Genomic DNA, 2,708 nt, shown 5'->3' on the forward strand with positions numbered 1-2,708 from the left:
TGAGGGTGCCGCGCCACGTGCGCAGGTAGACCCGGTGGTGGTACGCGATCGCCGACGACACGCGCTCCATGCGCGACAGCGGTGGGCGCACCCCCGGGGCGAGGCGACCGGACCCGCCGTGGTGCGCCACGGCATCCCCGGCGAGGGTCGGGCGGCTCATCAGTCGACCAGCGTTCGGCCGGTGAGGTGGAGGAAGACGTCCTCCAGGGTGGAGCGGCGCACGAGCGAGGAGACGGGGCGGATGCCGCGTGCGTGCACCGTCGCCAGCGCCGCGTCACCGTCAGCGGTGTACACGAGCAACCGGTCGGGCAGCACCTCGATGCGCTCCCCCACGTCGGCGAGCGCGTCGAGGTGGCCCGCCTGCTCGTCGGGGTCGAAGCGCAGCTCGAGCACCTCACGGGTGCTGTGCTCCTCGATGAGGCCGCGCGGGCTGCCCTGCGCGACGATGCGCCCCTTGTCCATGACCACGAGGCGGTCGCACAGCTGCTCGGCCTCGTCCATGTAGTGCGTCGTGATGATGAGGGTCACGCCCTGACGCTTGAGCCGGAAGAGCCGGTCCCACAGCACGTGCCGCGCCTGCGGGTCCAGCCCGGTCGTCGGCTCGTCGAGGAGCAGCACCTCGGGGTTGTTGATCAGGCTGCGGGCGATCGTCAGGCGCCGCTTCATCCCCCCGGACAGCGGCTCGACCCGGTCGTGGCGGCGCTCGGTGAGCTGCGCGAACTCCAGCAGGGCGGTGGTGCGCTCGCGCACCTCGGAGCGGGAGAGCCCGAAGAACCGGCCGTACACGTGCAGGTTGTCCTCGACGCTGAGGTCCTCGTCGAGGATGTCCTTCTGCGGGCACACGCCCAGCCGCGCCCGGATCGCCGGACCGTCGGATGCCGGGTCGAGACCGAGGATGCGCAGCTCACCGCCGCTGACCGGCGAGACGCAGCCGATCATCCGCATCGTGCTCGACTTGCCGGCGCCGTTGGGCCCGAGGAAGCCGAACGCCTCGCCGCGCCGGACGTCGACGTCGATGCCGTCGACGGCGGTGAAGTCGCCGAAGGTCTTGGTCAGCCCGCGGGCGCGCAGCAGGACGTCGTCATCGGTCACCTCGGCGACGGTAGTGCAGGGGTGCGACGGCATCGACCCGATATTCGCTGCGGTCAGGGCCTCGGCGGCTTGTCGAGGCCGTGACGCCGCTCCTCGGGGACGTCCATGGCGTCGCACAGGGCGAGCCAGACCTCGCGGGGTGACTCACCGGCATCCAACGCCTCGAGCGCCGTCCGGCCGCCGAGCACGGCGAGGTGCGTCGAGCCGGCGAGGGAGTGCGCGTAGGCAGCACCGAACTCGTCCTCGGCGAGGGCCCAGAACCGGGAGATGCGCATCCGGCGATCGTAGGCTGTGCCCGAGGTCAGCGGCATACTGACCCGCATGCGCCTGATCACCGCCGCTTCGGTGCCCCCGTCCCTCGCCCGCGTCACCGAGCCCACGGCTCCCCCACTTCGGGTCGGGCTGGTCCAGCACGCCTGGGACCCCGACGCCGACGCGTTGCGCGCGACCCTGACCGACGGCATCCGCACCGCCGCCGACGCCGGGGCCCAGATCGTCTTCCTGCCCGAGCTCACCCTGTCGCGCTACCCCGCCGACACGCTGCCGACCGGCCGCCCCGACACCACCGCCGAGTCACTCACCGACGGGCCGACCATCACCTTCGCGCGCGAGGCGGCCGCGGCCACCGGGGTGCTCGTGCACGCCTCGCTGTTCGAGCGGGCGCCCGCCCCCGACGGCACCGACGACGGCCTCGGCTTCAACACCGCGATCCTCGTGGCCCCGGACGGCGAGCTGCTCGCCCACACCCGCAAGACCCACATCCCCGTGACGGCCGGGTACTACGAGGACAAGTACTTCCGGCAGGGCCCGGCCGAGGGCGCCTACCCCGTGCACGAGATCACGGCCACGGAGCCGCCGCTGCGCCTGGGCATGCCGACGTGCTGGGACGAGTGGTTCCCCGAGGTGGCCCGCGCCTACGGCCTCGGCGACGCGCAGGTGCTGGTCTACCCGACCGCGATCGGCTCGGAGCCCGACCACCCCGACTTCGACACCCAGCCGCTGTGGCAGCACACCATCGTCGGCCACGCCATCGCCAACGGCCTGTTCGTCGTCGTGCCCAACCGCTACGGCACCGAGGGCCTGATCACCTTCTACGGCAGCTCGTTCATCGCCGACCCCTACGGCCGGGTGCTCGTGCAGGCCCCCCGCGACGAGGCCGCCGTGCTCGTCGCCGACCTCGACCTCGCGCAGGGCAGCGACTGGATCGACCTCTTCCCCTTCCTGTCCACGCGCCGCCCCGACTCGTACGCCGCGCTGACCGAGCCGGTGCGACCCGAGCACCGCCGGGAGGCCTGAGGTGGCCGCCGTCGGCGACTGGCGGATGCCGGCCGAGTGGGCCACGCACGAGCGCACCTGGATGGCGTGGCCGTCATCGGGCTACACGCTCGGTGACACGGACACGGCCGCCGACGAGGCACGGGCCACCTGGGCGGACGTCGCGCTCGCGGTGTCACGCTTCGAGCCGGTCACCCTCGTCGTCGACCCGGATGCCGTCGACGTCGCCCGCCGCTGGGTCGGCGAAGGGCGCCACGGCCACTACCGCGTGGACCTGCTGGAGGCACCGCTCGACGACGCGTGGATGCGCGACATCGGGCCGACCTTCGTCGTGTCGCCCA

The 2,708-nt window shown here is 72.9% G+C and carries 4 protein-coding genes; 2 read left to right on the top strand and 2 right to left on the bottom strand.

Going from position 1 to position 2,708, the window contains the following annotated elements:
• Nucleotides 1-159 precede the first annotated feature (159 nt).
• A complete protein-coding gene (locus PLL68_RS13650) occupies nt 160-1,125 on the bottom strand; it encodes an ABC transporter ATP-binding protein (RefSeq protein WP_324534983.1) in 966 nt (321 codons plus the stop codon).
• A 20-nt stretch (nt 1,126-1,145) separates the two neighbouring features.
• Nucleotides 1,146-1,367 carry a DUF3046 domain-containing protein gene (locus tag PLL68_RS13655; protein WP_324534985.1) on the bottom strand — a complete coding sequence of 74 codons (222 nt, stop codon included), beginning with the start codon at nt 1,365-1,367 and terminating at the stop codon, nt 1,146-1,148.
• 46 nt (nt 1,368-1,413) lie between these two features.
• Between PLL68_RS13655 and PLL68_RS13660 the strand changes: the two genes are divergently transcribed.
• Both PLL68_RS13660 and PLL68_RS13665 read left to right on the top strand, forming a co-directional pair.
• Nucleotides 1,414-2,388 carry a nitrilase-related carbon-nitrogen hydrolase gene (locus PLL68_RS13660; protein ID WP_324534987.1) on the top strand — a complete coding sequence of 325 codons (975 nt, stop codon included), beginning with the start codon at nt 1,414-1,416 and terminating at the stop codon, nt 2,386-2,388.
• Between the two features lie 25 nt (nt 2,389-2,413).
• A partial coding sequence (locus PLL68_RS13665; RefSeq protein WP_502910716.1) for an agmatine deiminase family protein occupies nt 2,414-2,708 on the top strand: 295 nt, incomplete at its 3' end.

Origin of the sequence: Ornithinibacter sp., assembly GCF_035443565.1 — a bacterium.
In the GTDB taxonomy this organism is placed as follows: Bacteria; Actinomycetota; Actinomycetes; order Actinomycetales; family Dermatophilaceae; genus Fodinibacter.

Bases quoted from the DNA above. Each gene is read 5' to 3' on its own strand.
- PLL68_RS13660 (WP_324534987.1), top strand. From the start codon at position 1,414: ATGCGCCTGATCACCGCCGCTTCGGTGCCCCCGTCCCTCGCCCGCGTC.
- PLL68_RS13650 (WP_324534983.1), bottom strand. From the start codon at position 1,125: ATGCCGTCGCACCCCTGCACTACCGTCGCCGAGGTGACCGATGACGAC.
- PLL68_RS13655 (WP_324534985.1), bottom strand. From the start codon at position 1,367: ATGCGCATCTCCCGGTTCTGGGCCCTCGCCGAGGACGAGTTCGGTGCT.